Genomic DNA, 18,400 nt, shown 5'->3' with positions numbered 1-18,400 from the left:
GCTTGTACTATGTCAGCTGTCAGAACTAAGTCGGTCGCAATAGTGCCGACCCCGCCGAAGCTCGACAGCATATCAAAAACTTGCTGACACAAATTATCGGAACACATAGCACGCATATGACACAACCAGACATTGCACACAGGGTTCAGCAATTGTACACAGTCAGAAACGGTGCAGTTTCGTTCACGTTATGACCTACAGCTATGAACCAGGAAGAATCGCAAGTAATTTCAGTCTCCCGGTTTCGCGAGAAGCAGACGATTCTGCACTTGGTTCCAGATGCCCTGAATCATAGTCGACAAGGAGCGTGAACCTGGTGAATCTGCTTGCTTGCCCCACACACTTTCAAGCACGGACCAGAGATCCGAGTCCTGCGCGCTCACGGCGCGAACGATATGTTCCCTGCCGCAGCGGCCGAGGTCGGCCCGGGCGGGTGTGGGTTCGAAGGGTTGCCGATACCGTTGAAATCCGGTTCCCGCGAGGTGAAACCATCTGGTTGACGCCGCTTCATGCCGGCCGCCTCCGGGCCGTCCTTCGTGACGTCGTGCTCGACGAGCTCCCCCTCCCCGGCAAGGTCCCTAATACAACAGGAAGGCGACCGTGCAGGGAGGTTAGAGACCAGCCTAAACACCTTCTCCTCCGCAGGCTCCTTCGGTGTCCCCTCGGCCTCCGACACAGTAGCCGAGGCCAATGACCTTTCGCACCTGCGCCGTTTCACCAGGGCGGATCAAACGTGACTGCGGCGCTGCCCTCGATGGACTGACGCTGCCATACAGGTCCGGCGCGGTCGAAGACCCCCTCAACCGCATCAAAATGATGAAGCGCAGATGTACAGGCGCGCCAACTTCGATCCTTGTCCGCGAACTCGTCCTCCACCGACATGACCAGCAAAGGGGTCACGCCGATCACGGACAGTGAAACTGACTCAAGATCACGACGCCACGGCCACCTTGCGTTCTTCGGTTCCATCCAGGGAGACCAGGACCCGCTTGGTCACCGTCATGACGATCGTCGGGGGCAGTGGCACAGTGGCGGCCCGGGGAGTGGCGATCGGAATGACGTACCGCTTTGCGCCGGCTGGGATCTCGACCAGCCGCGCCCCCGGTGAACTTGACTGTGTCGAGCATGTCGAATCCGAGCAGCGCCCATCCGAGGTACGGGATGGCTCTGCTGCCGACTTTGGCGAGGACCGTCACCCAGGGCGGCAGCTTCCGAGCGCATCCGGCCAAGAATCTGCACTGCCAGATCGCCCAGCAGGTAGGCGATACGCTGAGCGTGATAACCAGCGTCGAGCACCACGAAGATCTCCGAAACGCCTTCGCGCCACGGCCCGCGGCGACAAGGTGTTCCGCGGCCCCGCGGATCTGCGCGGTAGTCGCCTCCGCGACATCCGCGCCTGGCGCCAGGCGGATCGCATCCAGTAGCGCGGTCTAGGGGGTGCAGCCGATCTCCAGTGCGGCCACGATCGAATACGGCCGTTCGGGCTCATCCGGTGCTCCTCCTCGCCGCGGCCATAGGCGTGGCAGAACGAGCGCGCTCCAGACAAGTCGCGCCGTGCAGTCGCAACCACGGTGACACCTCCACCGCCAGCACCAGCTAACCCCGTGGCAACGGCAAGCCACGGAGCCCAGCGCACAGCCGAGCGAAGCCGTTCCGGCCACAGTTCACCGCGTCATGCCCGCGCAGGCGCCAGCGACAACGCGACCAGCGACCAGCGACCAGCGACCAGCGACCAGCGACCGTACCGGGCCATCGGCACACAACACCGCATCCGGCGAGTCGGCTAGCTTCGACTATCTCGGGCTTGCCAACGAGCAGCTTGTCACCCAAGGGTCAACTTCCCGTCGTAGTAGGTCCCAGGAAACCACACCATGAGCAGCGCGCCACCACGACGATGCTGCATGAAGCCGGTGTCCCCCGTCGTGTCGCCCCGGCCGTAACCAGGACAAATGGCCACGGCTGCTCGACCAGGCAACAACATGCAGCGACCTCTCGTAGGGTGCCGGTCGCCCGCCTACCAGCACCGCACACGCGTCGCCCCTGTTCGACGAGTTCGCCGCTCGCACCCAGAGTGAAATAGTCACGGGCACAGCGTGGGGTTTTGTACTTACGCCCAGATCTTGCTCGCACGATGCTGACAAGGTAACCAGCAAACTCGAAAGGAAGCCGTGAAAAGAGTAAAGAGTGGTGGGCGTGTCGTGACCATCGCACTGGCAATCGCGACTGCAGGCTTGCTATCGAACATCAGCACCGGAATTGCTTCCGCTACCACGGCATCAGCGGTCGCACGGGCGGACCTCAACGATAACGGCTCCTATGCGTTGCGGATGATTTCAACCGAAGGCCTGACGGCCCATTTTCAGATCACCTTCGAAAAGCCCTATCGGCTGACCGCGACGACCGACGGTCACCTGCGGGTCATTGATCAAGCAGGAAAGACTGTCGAGGATGTTCCGCCAACCTTGACCACTAAATCCGGCGGAAAGATCACCGGGAAGTTCGCCGTCGAAGGACCGGACGAGTTCAGTTTCACCACCAAGGACGGACTCGTCCCGTATTTCAGCTGGGGAAGTTTCTTGTGTGGCACGGCCGCCACGATTTCCGGCGCCGTGGGTGGCGGAATACTGGGTGGTCCGGTCGGAGCCGGCTTCGGTATCGGCACCGGGATCGCCGCCGCTGCGACCTGTTGATCACGAAGTACGCGAAGTGCCAAATGTCGAGACATAAATCCTTCCTTGCACGGTCGATCTTACGTGAGACCGGCAGATCCAGGTCGAAAGCTGAGCGGAGCGCGTCACTGGCGGCCCTCGCCGTCATGGCGATCGCCACCTTCTTGCTGACCTCGAAGGTCGTTCCGCCAGGAATCGCCGTGCCGATCTTCGTGGCGGCAGCAGCGCTATCGATAGCTGTGGCTTCGTTTTGGTTTATCAGATCAACTAGAAAGTAAAGTCTCCAGTGAGGGCGAATTCCGCATCAAGCTCTTCCATGCCGCCCTCGCTGGAGCTTTCGCCCGCGAAGATGGCGGTAACACAGGGCGCGCCCCACGCCCGGTTGACCATCTCGGCTCCTGCTACCAACTGGCTCGCGACGGGATGGAAAGCCGTCTTGCGAAGGTGATCAGAGGACACCGAAGCACTATCACATGGTTGCGCTTCAAGATCAGAGTCAGGAGTCGTTCAACCAGTTCTTCCACGCAGTGGCCGATGGCCGTGCGGCCACATCGTGGCGCAGCCGCTCGTCGAAGCCAGTGGGTACCGAGGCTCATTAAGGCATCGTCGTCGAACGATCCGGTCGCACGAAACGTGCCCGCAACGTCGAAAGTATCAGGGAATCGCGCCGGAACTTGTCTCATCAGCACTCGTATTGACGCAAAATCGACAGAACGTCGTTACCTTGTTCACTCGCCCCTTTCGGCCGCGAGCTTTCTCTCCACTATGGCGACAACTTTCAGTGGCGTGTTCATCATTTGCAGTTCGGCATGACAGACCGTAATCCCGAAGTGATGCTCCATTGCAGCAATGAGCCGAAGCTGCGCCAGAGCGTCGAACCCGTACCTCCGAAGAGAAGTGTCATCGAGCAGCATGGGACGGCGATCGGAGTCCGGCACTATCGGAAGTGATAGATTTACCAAGATTAAGTAAATGAACCGGTAGTCCATTTCTTCTTTCTCCAAGAGTTACCATACCATTGAATAGCATGTCGCAGCATTATTAATGCCAGGCGCTCACAGCCTTCAGCAGCCGCGCTCCGATGAATTCCCTGCCGTTCGGGTACGAGACCCAGAAATCTAGCGTAGGACTTCCGTCACCACATATTCGAGCCATTGCCGGTTTCGCAGCCCGAATTTTTGCACAGACAGGGGAACTCCACTCCCTCGTCGCACATCTCCTGCAAGCTTTCATCGGGGTTCACAACCATAGCGCACACTGGCCCTGCCGCAGTGCCCCCACTCGAGCCTGATGCCGATCTTCGCGCAGGCCGCCCGCCCTTGACAATATGACGAACCAGTGTATGCAGCCATGCCTGCACCACAGCCGGCTCGAGAGCACGTACACCAGAACGAGACCCCAGGTGAGCCCAAGCTTGCGCCATCACCTGCCTGGCCTGCCGATCGTCGTTGCAAGCCAACTGCAGCGCATAGGCGAACAGCGCCCCACGGCAGCCCTCGCATGGCTTGCCCAGCCGCGCGCGATGTCGCGACCGTCTTCCCGAACCAGATTCACGTAACACTTCAGAAAGCTCACCCAAGGCTCGCATGCACGCTCCAATCTCAGGGCCTCCAGCATGTGCTACTGCACGTGCCTAACGATCCAGTTTTCGCATCCGGCAGGGATGCGTTACGCGATTTGCAGTAAGCTAATTACCTCGACATGTTCTGCACACTGCCCTCCAAGACTCTAAGACACCAACTATACGACGAGACGCCGCGTCGGTATTCACTGTCGTGAACGTGCTTGCCGCGAACTTGACCTGGTGATCACTGTCGCTTAATTCAATCCTTCAAGGGTGACAAGCCAGCAATTCTCTTTTACGCCGGCCTCATATGGTTTCCGGCCGATGCGGCGGACGGACGACACGATCGCCGAGATTCACATGCTCGGCTCCCGCAGTTATTAGTGGGCGCTGGACGCAGACATCGAGGCGTGCTTCGACTCGATCGATCACACGGCCCTGACGGACGGTGCCTGGTGGCCACAACCTACCGACATGATCCTTCTGAAGCTCAGCGGCTCTTGCAGGGTCAGCTGTGGCGGTGCGGGAAGCCGACGTGGTCGTCGAGTCGATGGTCGATGGCGGCGACTTGGACCGCCGGCCAGAGCTGGACCAGGTGGTGTTCGACCGGCTCGGCGGGAAAGTCGTGGCGTTCGGAGTCGAGGTCGCGGCCGCGGACGTGAGCCCGCATGCGGTCCCAGGAGTCACGTTCAGTCTCGAAGACGGGCACGCGATTGTCAGCGGCTCGGTCACCACAACCTCACCACTGCTGGTGTGTCGACTGGGCTCCACCACGTACCTCCAGCCGTCGAGGTCGAGGAGTGGACAGCATCACGGACCTCGAGGTGCCCCTCACCGGACCAGAGACGTGCCGGCGAGGACGACCACGCCACCATGATGGCGGCCCAGATGAGTCCCATCCCGAGTCCAGTCCGCCAATGGCTCAACCAGGCGACCCCCATCCCGGCCGTCTCCTGCACCTAGCAGCAGTTGGGCGCTACTTCAGCCACAGGCGTGTTCCTCCATCTCTGGAGCTACGCCAACGGCACAACAGTCCCCATCCGATAGGCGAGGCCACGCACGGTGGCATTGACGCTTTCGTAACTGGGTTCGGCGAGCAGGTGGGAGATGGCTCGGCGGGCATAGGGGTCGGCACGCAGCATGTGCGGACTGATGATTTCGGCGTCCTTGAGGTGAGATACGGCTTGTCGTTGACGTGCGTGTATTCGTGCGAGCGCGGTCCCCGCCAGCAGGTGAAACGAGTACTCGTCAACGATACCGCGTTTCTGGATCGCGCACACCTTGTCCACAATGGCGGGCGCGTCGTCGAAGTGACCGAGCACGTTGACGAGCTCCAGTTTGTTCAAAAGGAACGAGGCATATGTGAGGCGGGGGTAGGCCTCGGGCTGCGGCTGCAGCCAATCGAGCATGTTCCGCGCTTCGGCGAGGTGATCAAAGGCGGAGGCTTCGACTTGGGGGCGGAGACGCGCATGCGCGAGAGCCGCTGTGATGTGCAGCCTGCCGTACATGACTTTCATACGACGTGTCCCCAGGGTCGTCGATGATAGCTGGTCCGCGGCACCGAGCGCGACGTCTGCAGCCTGTTCGCAGAGCCCGAGGCGTGTGCAAAGTTGGGCTTGTTGCCATGACGACACTGCTTGAATGACGAGGTCATCAGATTCGCACGCCAGCGCATTGGCCCTTTCGACGACCAGCTGCATCAGGTCGATATACCCTAATTCTCTGAGGACCTGCATGCACAAGTTTTGATAGGTTGCGATAAGAAGCCGGCGGAGCGTGTTCTCCTGAGGTCTTTTCCCGGTTGCCAGCATCCTGTGGATGCTGTCGATAAGATCGGGTAGCTGGTGCAGCACCTCACCATAACGACATTCCAGGAAGAGACTCTGGAGACGCCCTACGCAATCGGCGAGCGCGCCAACCTCCATCGTGCTCGCCGAATCCGACTGGGTAGGCAATGATGCCACAGCGAGCGTCAATCGGAGCCGGGTCGCTGCGGCATCGAGAGAAGTCCCGCCCTGTTTCCGTTTTTGTGCCAGAAAATCCACACCGACCAGGTCAGCCGGTGAAACGTCAAGCACATCAGCGACAGCGACAACGTGTGAGATCCGGTCAAGGTTCCGATGGCCATTTTCGATCGTCGACAAGAACGCAGGCGAGAGCCCCGCCAACCTCGCGGCGGTACGTACGCTCAGGCCTCTGATCTTTCGATAGAATCGGACTCGTTGGCCAGTATCACTGCAGGTCTCACTGGCGAGGTTGCGTCGTGACGGTGACGGCACAATTTCCATCATAAGTAGACTCCATTCCGAAGCGAATAGTGCGAACGGGTTCACCGCGCCGTTGCATCTGATCACAGAACGACACTGCGATCACGATCGCAGTGCATGCACATAGCCAGCCCAGTTTGACATGTCGGCATATCCTCGCAGCTCACCCCACGTCCCACGCATCCACCTCCCAGCACCTTGAGTCTCTTTGCCCCAAGAATTCGGAATGAACATTGTTGACGATGGGCAGACTCCTCGAGTATTCGGCGCCGACGGTATCCCGGCTTGGGTGACAAACACGGTCCACCTGGGTGACATCGGGCACAACTGCCCATCAACGTCACCATGACTGGCACGGTTCCACCGAAAGGTGTAGTCCTGCCAGCTTTCAGCCGAATAACTTACGGCAAATGACCGTATGCGATAGTTTCGACGCAGGCGAAGGATTCACATCAGGATGGAGCACGAGGCAGGTGAGAGTGTTCACCAGCATAAACACTCTCCTGAGATATGCCGCTACGGTGATTCCCGTTACCAAGGCGCGGCGGCACCCAGGTTCATGGTGTGACGCTTCGGGAACTCGGTCATACAAGCGCGCACATGAACAGGCGAATAAGCTATCGTCCGATGGCAGCGCAGAACTGGACCGTGTGGGCCGAAACCATACCACGGTATACGATAGCCGAAAGGTTCACCGTGATTTCAGACGATGCGTCAATACAGTTGATGCCGCAGCAAGCAACACTAGATCCAGACGGCGATGGCCTGTACTTCGACGGGCGTAGCCGAGCACAAGGTCGAGGCTGCTCGCCGCGAGATCGACTCCAGTCGTACGGTCTCCGACGCCTCCCGCGAGCTGGGAATCGACCCAGGCTTGTAGAGAGTGGGTGAAAGACGAACGATGCCGGACCGCCGTGGTCGATGTCAGCGGCGACTTCCCTCAGGAGGCGGCCAAGCGGGCGAAGTTGCTACGCCTGCACAGGCACGTGGCCGGCCCGGAAAAGGACAACGCGTTCCTGGTAGCGCGGCTGTGTACGCAGAAGGCCGGGCCCGGTTCGCTCTGACAGTCGAGCACGCCGGTACGACAAGGAGCTCACCGACACCACCATTTCGTTGGCGAGCAAGTGGTCCCGGTCCGAGTATCGCGCGGCAGCTGGGTGTGTCGAGAGCAGGCTACTACGCGAATGTAAAGCGTGTCGCGACTACGGCGCTGTCTCCACGACAGCAACGCCGAGTCGACCCGCCGTGGGATGATCCTGCGCTCCGACCGCAGCGACGAGTCCACGGCGCACCTGACAGCGAAGGCGTGGTTCACGCATGGCTACGCCGATCGGTTGCCGCGACCGGGACCTGCTGGGACTCCAGACCGGTGGCCTAATTCTGGTCGACGTTCAACACAAGCTGTGTTACCGGCATGCCTACGCCACCGAGGCAGAACTCGCCGCCGTGAATGACAAATAGCTCACTTTTACATCATAACGCGGCATTCCTCGATCGGAATGCTCAGCACCGACAGTTTCGAGCAGTCACTCCGACCAACTGCAGGCTCCCTTGTTGCCCGCTGCCCTCTAGCCGGGTGCACCTCAGGAGCCGCACCTCCGCCGGCCTGGGTGAAATGTGGAGAGAAACTGATTTGAGTGGCCGGAGCTGTCCCACGTTCTTGTGTGCTGCGGGTTGACCTGCAGCACACCCTCCGCAACACCGCAATCACGGCCAGATCGGTGTCGACTCTGGGATACCCCAAGCCCGCAGCACTGTTCACGAGCACGAACAGCAAAGCGGCGCTCCCGCCTTATTGTCGCGAGGCGGGATGCCGGGAACGCTACCGGCCGGGCATGGGCGGAGGCACGTCATGTTCAACTATTCGGCTTTTTTTGCCGAGTTTATTGAGACGACCAAGCGCGAAGGAAGGTACCGGATACTCGTGGACATCGAGCGTATCGCCGGCTGCTTTCCTCAGGCGCTGTACCACCATCCCGATGGCCGTGTCCGAAATATTACCGTGTGGTGCAGTAGTGACCATCTGGGTATGGGACAGCACCCGAAGGTGCTCGCGGCGATGCGTGCGTCGTTGGAAAACTCGGGCGTGGCGGCGGGCGGTTCCCGCAATATCGCAGGCACGAATCACTTCCATGTGCTTCTGGAACGGGAGATCGCCGAACTTCACCGGAAGGAACAGGGCCTTACCTTCGTCACCGGCTACGCGGCCAATGATGCCGCGCTAAGTGTCTTGGGAAAGTTGCTACCTGACTGCGTCTTTGTGTCTGACGAGGCCAGTTATGCGTCGATGATCTACGCCATGCGGTCCACCACAGCGGAACGCTGCGTGTTCCGGCACAACGACGTCGAGCATCTCGACCGGCTGCTGTCCGGTTTGGATCGCGATCGGCCGAAGGTGGTGGCGTTCGAGTCGATCTACTCGATGGACGGTGACCTCGCCCGTGTGGCCGATCTGTGTGCGGTTGCCAGGAACCACGGTGCGCTGGTCTACCTCGACGAAACGCACGCGGTCGGCATGTACGGACCGGGCGGCGCAGGCCTGGCGGCCGAACGCGGCTGCGCCGCAGATGTGACGTTGCTAATGGGCACCTTCGCCAAGGGCTACGGCGCCGCGGGCGGCTACGTCGTCGGCCCCGAGTCGATCGTGGATGCCATCCGGTGCGTCGCCCCTTCCTTCAACTTCACGACCGCGCTGCCACCACCCCTGGCCGCCGCCGCCCTGACCAGCGTACGGCACCTACGGCAATCCGACACTGAGCGACAGTTGCTGCACCGCCGAGCCGCCATGCTCAAACGCCTGCTTCGCTGTTCGGGCATACCGGTCGTGTCCGAGCAGAGCCACATCGTCCCGGTCCTGGTAGGCAACGCGCACAGATGCAAGCAACTGGCCAATCGGCTGCTGCATCTGCACCAGATGTACCTGCAGCCGATAGACTTCCCCAGCGTTCCCACCGGTACCGAGCGGCTGCGCATCAACCCCTCCCCGGCGCATCAACCGGACGACGTGCTCCGGCTCACTCAGGCGATCAGTCGCGAGTGGAGCGAACTCGGCATATCTCGCACGTCCGCGGCCCAATGACCGCCTCCACCAGCGCACAGCACACCTCGACGAGATGGGTTCGCGCTACTTAAGCCGTGTTCTTCCTGGTACGCGAGGAAAAGTACCTTCGAGTCGCCGTTTGCAGCCCACGAGTGCCACGCAGCTGCACATCGACCGGGCTCGCCGCCGCGCCTGCATCCTCGCCAGTATCGTGGTGTTCCCTACCAGGAACCTCCTGTACATGGCCGCGCCGACGTTGCTGTGGCTCAATCGCCAGGATAGCCAAGACGACCAGCGTATGTCGGACTACCTCGGCGGCTCCCCGTGTCCTCAATACCAATCCAGGACACCGCACCCCCGCTGCGGGCTTCTCGGGCTAACGCGCCGTCCCGACGAGGGACCAGCTCAAGCGTGCGACGGTCCTTACCCACATGCCCACTCCGCAGCCACGAAGGCGAAATCTCGCTAGCCGCCAACGCCGCGCGCGTGCCCGTGCCGAGGTCAATCCCATCCGCCCCGAATGGCGTTGCTTCATCGTGAGCGCCGGTCAACGAGCGGGTTCCTGTTGGGTGACACAGTGAATCCCGCCGCCTCCCGCGGCTATTGCGTCGATGTTGATCTGCACGACTTACCGCTCCGGAAATAGACGTACCAGCGTCGAGCGTGTGGCGTCGTCTGCGCGCGGGTCACCGAATTCCGGGGCGATGAGTCCACCGTTGCAGAGGTAAAAGTTGATGTACCCGGCGGCGAAGTCATCACCAACTCCCTTGGCCCGCACCGTGGCCGGCCCTTCGAGCACCTCCACCCCCCAGTGGTCGGTTCTGGGCAGCGGTTGCCGAACGCAGGATCTCCAGATGCCGCACGGTGACCTCGTGATCCAACGACTGGGGGTCGGTGTCGAGCCCAGCAACCACGGTTCCGGGGCGGGTGAACCGGGCATAGCCGTCGGTGTGCCCGTCGGTGATGTCGCGCCCGGTGATCCACGGCAACCATATGATCTTCCGGACGCCCAGCAGCCTGTCGAGTTCAGCCTCGACATCGCCCTTGGACTTGCCGGGATTGCGGTTGGCGTTGAGCACGCAACTCTCGGTGATGACCACAGTGCCTTCCCCGTCAACCTCGAGCGCTCCTCCCTCCAAGACTAGGTCGGTACACACGGATGGAGCCCCGGCTTGGCCGGTGACGAATCCGGAGACCTTCGCGTCGCGGTCATGGACTTGCTTGCCACCCCAGCCGTTGAAATTGAAATTCACCCCGGCCAGGCCGGGCTCTCCCTTGACGAAGGCCGGACCGGTGTCGCGGATCCACAGATCGTCGATCGAGGAGGATATCAATTCCACGTTCGCCGGCCCGAGCAATTCGCGTGCCACGTTGACCTCATCGGGTCGCACCAGCATAGACACCGGCTCGAACCGTGAGATCGTGGTGGCGACACCGGCCAGGTCGTTCCGAGCCTGCGGTAGCAGCGCCGCTGTCCAGATCACATCGCCTGCCCCGAACGCCATCCAGGTGCGCGCATGCGGCTGCCCTTCCGCAGGCATGACCCACCGGGGCGCCCTGACCACTCATTCCGCTACCAGCCGCGGCGCGAACCCGGACAGCGGGCGGTTGCAACCGTCAAGCATCGGCCCTCCGATCATAGCCATCGCCCCCTGTATCACCTGCCGCCGACGCATCCCGCTCACTTCCAATCTTGTCCGGTCGCTCACCAGGGGCGAAATCCGCAGCGAGCGCGCTCTGCGTTGATCAGGACTGCCGGTGTCGATTCAGGCAATTCGGGTTCGCGCATCAATGATCCATTGGCGAACATCTGCGTAATCCTTTTCCACGAATTCAGTCCATAATGCCCGGCGGCAACACAGGTACGCCCGGACTATCCATGACGCAATCTCACTTCCGGTCGTTGTCGCCCGTTTCACGCTCAAGTATTTCGGAGGACAGCTGTCACGCGACATCGACGCCGCCCGCTGCGGAATGAATTCCCTGGGCGATGTCGTTCAATTTTAACGTCACGCACCAGATACGGGCAGGTGCGACCCCTTCGGCTCTCAACTGAGCCGAACGTGGCACTCGATCAGCAGCAACATCGTGGTGTGGTGTGGTTGGGTAGTGTGCAGGATCGTGAACACCTCCTAACCACACCACGCCTCACGCTGTCATCGGCCGTAGACGCAGCGGTGCTGCGCTGGTTGCGCCCAGATAGCAGGAGAACGCCGCCACCGAAGGGCTGTCCGCGGTTTCCTACACGTGGGGGCAGGTGGATATCGAAGTCACCCGATAGCCGCTGGCTCTCAACGCCCCACAGAGGCCGTCCGCACGCCTCCAGCCTGCGCGCCGTCGTGCTGGTCCGTTGGCCGCACTGGGACACCCTACCGCCCAGGCACTGATTCTTCGCTCATCGCAGCAGCGAGGCGGCTAATCTGCCGAGCCTTCCGCGGCGCTCAATCACTACCTTAGCGCTCTTCGCCAGCGTTCGGACAGGCAGCGGGCGTCCTTTTAGGTCGCTATCATTCCGCGTTATCGTAGCGATTTCCCACCCAGTCGTGACTTCGCATCCACATTGACCGAAGGCCTATCTCTCCGATCGAGCGAATCCGATCGACGAATCTCATGTCGAGGCTTGGCACTCACATTGACCGACGTTCCCGCCACCAGTACGGCGCAGATCGGCACCGCCAAGGCAAACCCTGCCAGGACGAACACGGGGAACAGGAACGAAAAGACTTCGACACCGGCCGGGTAAGGAGCTGACGCGGTTAGGTGCACTCGCACCGCTGCCATACCGGTGTAGTGCATTCCGGTGACCGCAACCGCCATGACCGGGCCAGCCAGCAGTCGATGGATGATCAGGTAGAGCTTTGACGTGAACCACAACGCGGCTGTCGCCGACTGCACCGCGATGACGATCGACACCGCTACCAGGGGCAGCTCGTACACGATGATTCCCTGAACCTGGACCGCCCACATACCGGTGTAGTGCATGACATTGACCGCGAGGCCAGTGACTATGCCTGCGGTCAACCACCGCCACCACTCGACGTTTCGTCGCGTGCCCAGCACCACCAGCCCGACGAACACAGAGACCACGGCGAGAGTTGCTGACAGAGCAGTGCGCGAAATGTCGTAACGAACCGGCATACCGGGTGTCGCGAATCCGAGCATCGCGATGAAGTGCATGACCCAGATGCCTACCCCGCCGATGGACAACGCCGCCAGCCCCAACCACAGCAGACGCTTCCGCATGGTACGCGCGAGGCGAGCCTGGACAGTGCAAGCCAAACCTACTGTGCAACCCACCGCTGAGGTTACGTAAGCAAGAGCCAGCAGCCACCCGCCCATCGCGAAGTGCTCCACCTGGTGTTCCATATCGTTCCGCTCCTTGCGCACTCCAGCGACGCGTATGTTGGGCTTACACTTTGGTCAGAGTTTCCGCAGACCGTCGAGGACTCTTTCCAGTAGTCCTATTCGGGCACCTGAGTCGGTATCCTCGGTGAGGGTGTCGAAGACGTGCACCAGCCCCGAACTGAGCAGATCGCTGACCAGTACCCTGGCTACGCCGATCGGTACCGACAACAGAGCAGAGATCTCGGCCATGGACTGAGCATGCAGACACAGCCTCGCCACGACCGATCGTGGATCGGCACTGTTATAGGGCACAGCGCTTCCTGCGCTGGTGGTTCGGACGAGCGCTTCGACCGCCAGATTGGCTGTTGGACGGGTGCGGCCCTCAGTCCAAGCGTACGGCCGCGCCAACGATGGGATGACGATAGTCATGTCATCGAAATCACCGGCAGCGTTCACGACCCGACCTCGGGCACTGTGTCCCGCCGAACCGGTGCGTCGACCATCTTCCCGACTCGATCCACCAGGAGGGTCATCTCGTAGCCAACCAGCCCGATGTCGCAGGCTGCCTCAGCGAGTGCGGCAAAGTTGGAGCCATCACCAACACTCATCAGGAGCAGATATCCCTGCTCCAGTTCGATGACCGACTGCACCGCCCGCCCGGCGGCGAACAGGGCGGCCGTACCGGTTGCGAGACTGGCCAGGCCAGAGGCGATAGCAGACAGTTGATCCGCACGATCCCTAGGCAGCTGGTTGTCAGCTGCCATCAGAAGTCCGTCCGCAGAGACCAGTACAGCGTGGGTCACGCCCGTGACCTCCTCGGTGAACTTGGACACCAGCCAATCCAGCGACGGCTTCGGCAACGCGGGCTGCTCGGGTTCCATATTCCCCTCCTGTACTAGTGTTGTGCGAAGCGAGTACCTGCCGACTCCTGTCACGCGGAGCCGTAGTCACGTCGTCAACCCCGACCGCTCTCCGAAGGCGGCTCGGCAGTGCGGCGCCGCGCCGCCTGTAGTCCCTGGCTGTGGCGGGCGAGGCCGCTCCGGATCACTGCCGGATCACGGAAGCCGGCGGACGAGCGCGCCGTGGCGGGTGGCGCGGCGGTTCCGGGCGCGAGGTGCGCGCCCGGTTTACGTATCGGCAGACCAACCTCGGTGCTTAGGGTGTCGGTCGGCGGTTGGAGCACCTTCTGCGCAGCCTTCTGCGTCGCGTCTGCTGGCACCGTCCAGTTCTTGGGGCCAGCCGGTTTATCTTGATCAGCTTGCTCCATGCCATCCGCCCCGCCCGCGGCGTTCTTCTCGACGAGCCATCCAGATAGGACCTGATCGAAGATCGGCGTCTTGGCTGGCGTGTAGGCACCCAGCCCTGGCCGAACCGAATAGGTATCATGGGCATCCGGGTCGTCACGTGGCCAGGCCATCTCGATGTCGTTTGCGGCGACAGGCATATGGATGCCGTCGAGGTGCGGCTGGGCCGGCGTCCCCGCTGCCGGGACCTCAGATCGCGAGAAGAGGCCTCGAACGACAACGATTTCCGACGGGATGTGGACACTGACGGTCATGCCAGCAACGTGGAGCGGCTCCACGTTCTGGCGCAGCCGGACTGTGACGCCTAGTGGCCTTGCCAGCCGCCCGACCACGAAGAATCCCATTCGCCTGGTGGTCTCTGGGTCTGTGGCACTAGCGGCGGCCAATCGGGCATTCGCCGCCAGAACGTCCTCCGTCGTCATTCCCACTCCGTGGTCGACGACCTCGATCAGCAGTCCACCATCAGCCGCGCGCTCTGCGGTGAGCAGCACCTTCTTCTCGGGCGCGGAGAACCGGGTGGCATTCTCGACCAACTCAGCGAGGATGTGCACGACGTCAGCGGCGGCTGCGGCGCACACCGCCCCGCTAGGGGCATTACCGAACGCAATCCGTTGGTAGTCCTTCACCGCGGAGGCAGCCGCGCGCATCAGCCCGGCGGCGCTCACGGGATCCCTGTCGTGGCGGACCGGCTTGCCCCCGGCGAGAATCTGAAGGTTCTCGCCGTTGCGCCGCAACCGTGTCGCGATGTGGTCGACGTGGAACAACAGTTCCAACCGCCGCGGGTCTTGTTCGTCCACCTCCAGCTCCTCGATCACCGACAGTTGTCTATCCAGAAGAGACTGACTGCGGCGGGATACCGCCATGAACATATCGCTAACATGTTTTCGCAGATCTGCCTGCTGTCCAGCGAGCCGCACGGCCTGCCTCTGCACCATCTCGAAGGCGCGCGCCAGCTGACCGATCTCTCCGCCGGACCGACGCGGTGCCGGCTCGACGGACCGCCAGTCCACGGTCTCGCCCGAACGCACCCGTTCGACAGTGACCGGCAGCCGATGATGGGCTACCTCGAGCGCAGCGGTGTGCAACTGCTTGATCGGTCCTACCAAGGAGCGCGCCATATACAAGGCAAAGGTGAGAGCACCAAGCAGTGCTCCGAGCACCACTGCGACGTCCCGGAGCGCGTCCGAACGGGTCTGATTCGTCAGGTCTGTAACGCTAGCCGACAACGAGTCTACGACGCCTCGTACGGTGCTCCCGAGCGCAGTCAGTTCCATCGTGGTCTGCCCGATCATGCTTGCCAGGTCTATAGCCTCACCACTTAGCCTCCTCTCCAGTGCTGTTCGCCGGTCAGCGGCCGCCGATGTGACCTCGGGAATCTGCGGGCTCTTCGTGGCCGAGACAGTGCGCACACCCTCGTCACTGGTGGCCGCCACCAGGCTTGCGGCGGCTATCAGCGTGGCCTTGGAGGGAACCCCCTGCGTGGCGGCACGGAGCAGAGCCTGCTCACGCGCCAGGTCACACCGCAGCTTAAGCAGGCTCGCGGCGGCATCGGCGTAGGCATCGAGACCGCTATCACCGGCGGCATTGACGATTTGAGGCAGAACGCGGCTCAGCGAGGAAACAATGCCGCAGTAGCGCGAGGTCTCGACCAGTACGTCTCTGCCGCGTACCTGAACACTCCGAAGCGCGTTAAGCTGGTCCAGTGCGTCGCGGACGGCCAGGTCTGCACGCGCGCTAGCGAAGTCCGCCCGAGCAGTAACCTCCGCTGCCTTTGCGTCCACCTGTGTGGATATGCTTCTGTTCTCCGAGCTGTTTACAGGTGCGGCGGCCTCCTCGCTGACAAGTCTCGCCAGGTCGGCCATTTCCTTCAGCACAGGCAGCTGGTCACGCATCGCGCTGAGCTTGTCGGCCCGCGCCAGCTCCGTCTGCACTCGAACCCCCGCCAAACTGAGCGCGACGGCTGCAGGCAGCAGGAGCACGGCGGACATCCTCGTCCACAGGTTCCATCCGACGGGGCGCCAGCGCGTAGTAGAGCGCGTTAGAGTATCTGTGCGGCAGCCTTCCATAGGTAACCAAACTCGATTCGTGCCGTGCCGCACCCCCGCAGACGAGCGGATACGCGACGATGTGGAGTTGAGAGTCCGGGGCCGAGCGCAAATGCAGCCAGCTGAGCTCGTCTATCCGGCTCATCAGTCTTCGCGGGCCTCAGCGACTCCGCTCTGGCCCACTTCTGCTCTTCCCGGTCCGCGGCCAGGCTCACCCTCGCCCCGCTATCACCAGTTTCGGCCCGAAAATCATCCTCGCCTCCCCAGTAACTGGCCCCGATTCGTCAGTCACAACGCCGTGCCATCGCCACATCGCCCCGGCGATCAGCACACAGTGGACACACTGGACACGACGCCGATAACCCTCGTGAGCCCACCAAACAAAATCAACAAATCAGACCAGCGGATCCTGATCGAGCGAGCTACGGACGTGCTCATGTCGAGTCGTACACACCCCGCAATTTGCGAAGTCTGGACAGGACTTGCGCGCCCGCAAGCAGATTGCCGCACTCGCACCGTCGTACTGTGCGAAGCCCGCTGGTTCGACAGGAACACCGATCATTCCGCGGCAAGTCACTCCACGAACGATACGAGAACGTAGGCCTTCACTGTTCACGACCGTAGACACAGCCTCGGGCGTGAAAGCCATGCCCGCACAAGACGCAGGTTCCGATGCTGCCGGATTCGCCAGGCTACATCGACCCCGCCGCCGTACCTTGCGAACACTCACTCCAGGACATCGCCGACGGCGAGGCACGCGCCGCAGCAAACTCACCCCCACCGCCGCCTTCAGACACAAGGAGGACTTCTTTATGATCCTGGCCGATCAGGTATGGTGCAACCACATTCTGTAGTCAGGGCTGAGGCAGAAGCCTTCCTCTTCCCGGCTGATCTTAGTTGCAGTGCTGTTCCTTTCCTGTTCCCAGCCTGCGCTGGGCGCTGCCGAGTATCGCACAGTACTGCCGACGCCCAAGATAGGTAATCGTCTGACCAAGTACCCTGATGCTGTGTCCAGCGAGAGTCTCTGACGCAGCAAGGTGCCGCCCGAGAGTGCCTGCGAGATTCCGTACGAATGGCTGCGTGCACGTATCGGCACTCATGAGATTCCAGAAGTCTGAGGACCTTGAGCCCTCCAGCTCATCGTTCGGTCGCAGCCGTTTCCTCAAGCTACGTAATGAACTAGCCAGACTTCACCTTGTGCTCCCATGATTACCGAGAAGCCACTTCGAGACTCACTTGACTTTCCTCGGTCCAGAGCCTTTACCACGCTACAACACCGCCTCGGTGGCAGCAACCAGCCGATACAGTACCTGGTGAGGAAGCACGCGCAGGGCAAGAGCCGCGAGAGCCGCGTCACGCCCGATGGCTTGGCGAGGACGTGGATTGCGGACCGTGAGTGCCTTAAGAATCGCTATTGCAACGCTTTCGGGCGAGACTCCTCGATCCGCCGTCCTCATCGCGTTCGAGCGAAGCACCTTCATCTGCCTGGCGTAGTGGCGCTCATCGACAGGCAGGTTTCTGACGAGCTCGTCGCCTGCCTCTACGCCCTTCTGCCAGATCGGTGTCGCCACACTGCCCGGCTCGATCAGCACGACGCCGATCCCCCAATGGGCAAGCTCGAGACGTAGCGCATCTGTTAGGCCGACGAGGCCAAACTTTGACGCGTGGTATGAACCCATCATCGCGCCGGCAACTCGGCCGCCGATCGAGCCGATATTGACCACACGAGTTCGTGCGCCAGTATCACTAGCCTGCTTTAAGCCAGGAATCATGGCTTTTGTCACCGTCAGCTGGCTCACCAGATTCACGTCCAGCTGCTGGCGGAACGTGGCGGCCGACATGAGCTCGAGCGGACCTGGCAACGCACTGCCCGCGTTGTTGACCAGTCCGTGGATCGGTCCTGCCGCACACACAGTCCTCCCGGCCTCAGTGACAGCTGAGTCGTCCGTCACGTCGAAACAAAGTACGTCAACCAAGCGCGCGTGACTTCGACGAAGGTCTGCAGCACTTTCCTCGGTACGCACTCCAGCCCAGACATGGAAGCCGCGGCTCACCAGATGCTGCACGCAGGCGCGACCTATTCCCGAGGATGCACCGGTTACCACAACTGATTTTCGATGTTCCACATTAGAGTCTCGAATTGACATTGATGCTCAGTTCTTCAAT

The 18,400-nt window shown here is 61.6% G+C and carries 14 protein-coding genes and 1 pseudogene; 3 read left to right on the top strand and 12 right to left on the bottom strand.

Annotated features, from left to right (window positions below; genetic code table 11):
* Positions 1-714: 714 nt before the first annotated feature.
* Positions 715-909 (bottom strand): hypothetical protein, encoded by a 195-nt coding sequence (locus tag ACIBTM_RS39715; RefSeq protein WP_395882294.1) that lies wholly within the window; start codon positions 907-909, stop codon positions 715-717.
* Between the two features lie 1,289 nt (positions 910-2,198).
* On the opposite strand from ACIBTM_RS39715, the gene ACIBTM_RS39710 reads away from it, so the two are divergent.
* The gene (locus tag ACIBTM_RS39710) at positions 2,199-2,690 is read left to right on the top strand and encodes a hypothetical protein (protein WP_395882293.1); all 492 of its coding nucleotides are present in this window, start codon (positions 2,199-2,201) and stop codon (positions 2,688-2,690) included.
* 246 nt (positions 2,691-2,936) lie between these two features.
* Here the strand turns inward: ACIBTM_RS39710 and ACIBTM_RS39705 are convergent, their stop codons facing one another.
* The 4 genes from ACIBTM_RS39705 to ACIBTM_RS39690 form a co-directional block, all read right to left on the bottom strand.
* Positions 2,937-3,128, bottom strand: a complete 192-nt coding sequence (locus tag ACIBTM_RS39705; RefSeq protein WP_395882292.1) for a hypothetical protein — start codon at positions 3,126-3,128, stop codon at positions 2,937-2,939.
* Between the two features lie 269 nt (positions 3,129-3,397).
* Positions 3,398-3,673 (bottom strand): acyl carrier protein, encoded by a 276-nt coding sequence (locus tag ACIBTM_RS39700; protein WP_395882291.1) that lies wholly within the window; start codon positions 3,671-3,673, stop codon positions 3,398-3,400.
* A 1,068-nt stretch (positions 3,674-4,741) separates the two neighbouring features.
* Complete coding sequence (locus tag ACIBTM_RS39695) at positions 4,742-4,942, bottom strand: hypothetical protein (protein WP_395882290.1); 201 nt, start codon at positions 4,940-4,942, stop codon at positions 4,742-4,744.
* A 304-nt stretch (positions 4,943-5,246) separates the two neighbouring features.
* Positions 5,247-6,521: a helix-turn-helix domain-containing protein gene (locus ACIBTM_RS39690; protein ID WP_395882377.1), complete on the bottom strand. Its 1,275-nt coding sequence runs from the start codon at positions 6,519-6,521 to the stop codon at positions 5,247-5,249.
* Positions 6,522-7,387: 866 nt separating this feature from the next.
* Between ACIBTM_RS39690 and ACIBTM_RS39685 the strand changes: the two genes are divergently transcribed.
* On the top strand, positions 7,388-7,564 hold the full coding sequence (locus ACIBTM_RS39685; RefSeq protein ID WP_395882289.1) for a hypothetical protein: 177 nt from the start codon (positions 7,388-7,390) through the stop codon (positions 7,562-7,564).
* Between the two features lie 788 nt (positions 7,565-8,352).
* Positions 8,353-9,579, top strand: coding sequence for a 5-aminolevulinate synthase (gene hemA / locus ACIBTM_RS39680; RefSeq protein ID WP_395882288.1), 1,227 nt, complete (start codon positions 8,353-8,355; stop codon positions 9,577-9,579).
* A gap of 508 nt (positions 9,580-10,087) precedes the next feature.
* Here hemA and ACIBTM_RS39675 read toward each other — a convergent pair.
* From ACIBTM_RS39675 to ACIBTM_RS39645, 7 genes and pseudogenes are all read right to left on the bottom strand, one after another.
* Positions 10,088-10,318: pseudogene (locus tag ACIBTM_RS39675) on the bottom strand (agmatine deiminase family protein).
* Positions 10,296-11,081, bottom strand: a complete 786-nt coding sequence (locus ACIBTM_RS39670; RefSeq protein WP_395882287.1) for an agmatine/peptidylarginine deiminase — start codon at positions 11,079-11,081, stop codon at positions 10,296-10,298. The pseudogene ACIBTM_RS39675 and the gene ACIBTM_RS39670 overlap by 23 nt, the downstream one beginning before the upstream one ends.
* 976 nt (positions 11,082-12,057) lie before the next feature.
* Positions 12,058-12,906 (bottom strand): MHYT domain-containing protein, encoded by an 849-nt coding sequence (locus ACIBTM_RS39665; RefSeq protein WP_395882286.1) that lies wholly within the window; start codon positions 12,904-12,906, stop codon positions 12,058-12,060.
* 54 nt (positions 12,907-12,960) lie between these two features.
* Positions 12,961-13,314, bottom strand: coding sequence for a DUF742 domain-containing protein (locus tag ACIBTM_RS39660; RefSeq protein WP_395882376.1), 354 nt, complete (start codon positions 13,312-13,314; stop codon positions 12,961-12,963).
* A gap of 23 nt (positions 13,315-13,337) precedes the next feature.
* A complete protein-coding gene (locus tag ACIBTM_RS39655; protein ID WP_395882285.1) occupies positions 13,338-13,766 on the bottom strand; it encodes a roadblock/LC7 domain-containing protein in 429 nt (142 codons plus the stop codon).
* Between the two features lie 74 nt (positions 13,767-13,840).
* Positions 13,841-16,168 carry an ATP-binding protein gene (locus ACIBTM_RS39650; protein WP_395882284.1) on the bottom strand — a complete coding sequence of 776 codons (2,328 nt, stop codon included), beginning with the start codon at positions 16,166-16,168 and terminating at the stop codon, positions 13,841-13,843.
* A 1,334-nt stretch (positions 16,169-17,502) separates the two neighbouring features.
* Positions 17,503-18,381, bottom strand: coding sequence for an SDR family NAD(P)-dependent oxidoreductase (locus ACIBTM_RS39645; RefSeq protein WP_395882283.1), 879 nt, complete (start codon positions 18,379-18,381; stop codon positions 17,503-17,505).
* Between the last annotated feature and the right edge of the window lie 19 nt (positions 18,382-18,400).

The organism is Amycolatopsis sp. NPDC049868, assembly GCF_044461365.1.
GTDB lineage: Bacteria > Actinomycetota > Actinomycetes > Mycobacteriales > Pseudonocardiaceae > Amycolatopsis.
The sequence above is the reverse complement of the archived record's forward strand: the minus strand, read 5'-3'. Positions and strand labels throughout refer to the sequence as shown.